General features: G+C 46.8%; 1 protein-coding gene. It reads right to left on the bottom strand.

Annotation, left to right across the window (positions count from 1 at the left end; genetic code table 11):
* The coding region (locus EAO36_RS08225) for a portal protein (RefSeq protein ID WP_459562062.1) at nt 1-1,051 on the bottom strand (1,051 nt) is incomplete at both ends.

Raw genomic sequence — 1,051 nt, 5'->3', positions numbered from 1 at the left:
TAATACTCCAAATGGTGCGCGCTGGGGTATTTTTGCCACTCTGAGCCTTGGGGCTTTTTAGACTCTGGGCCTTGTTGCCCCTCTATGGCCTGCACTTGGCTAATTTCCTCACTGGTGGTGTGCGCCTGCACTAGTGCCCCTTGTTGGCTGTATTTTTGGGCCTTAGCCTGCAATTCCATAATCTGGGCTTGGATTTTTTGCAATTCTAAAGCCTGTAATTGCTCATTATAGGGGGCTTGGGCTTGTTGGGCTTGGGCTTGGGCTTGTTGGGCTTGCTCTAAAACCTCTACCACATCGGCCACAATGGGGCTATCCATATCCTTTAAGATGAGGGGCAAGAGTTGGGGGACTAAAGTCGGGTTTATGGGGCTAATCACTTTCAACAACTCGTTCCAATGGCTAAAACGCTCGTCCTTGCTCTCGGTTTTCAATTGGGTTTTATAAATCAAGTCAAACTTACACGGCTTGATCTGGTTGTGTTGCCCATCATTGATGGAAAAGTAGCGATCCCCCACTTTGGGATCGACAATCCTAAAAACCTGCTTTTTAGTAAAATAATGCCCCATCAAGCTCACGGCCAACTCAAAAACCAATTTGTCCATATCATCGCTAATTTTTAAGAAGTTTTGCAAGCCCATTAGCCCGCTCTCTCTTCTTTGGGCAATAGCCACCCCGCTTTGCCTGTTCATCGCCATCCCCAAACTTTCATCATTCAAGCCCGCTAGAATTTTAATGAGTTGCCTTTTTTGCTCGGCCTTTTGGCTTAAAGCGGCGATGTCGGCTTGGTTGTTCATAAATTGAATCTTGCCCTCTTTAAGGGCCCCGGGCCTAACCTTCACAATGGCGTTGTCTAGGCCCATCTGCTCGATGAATTCATCAATGTTTAACACCCCGTCCTCTTCAAACATCGCCTTAAAGGAGCCCATCATGTTGCCCATGCGGTTTTCGGCATAGTTGATATAATCTTGCATCGGCTTAATATCCCTAAAAAGCCCGTAATAGCGATTCTGCTCATCTTGGTAGAATTTGGCCACAATAAAGGGGTGTCGGT

Origin of the sequence: Helicobacter mehlei (assembly GCF_003660265.1) — a bacterium.
Taxonomy (GTDB): Bacteria; Campylobacterota; Campylobacteria; order Campylobacterales; family Helicobacteraceae; genus Helicobacter; species Helicobacter mehlei.
This window is presented reverse-complemented; position numbering and strand designations above follow the sequence as displayed.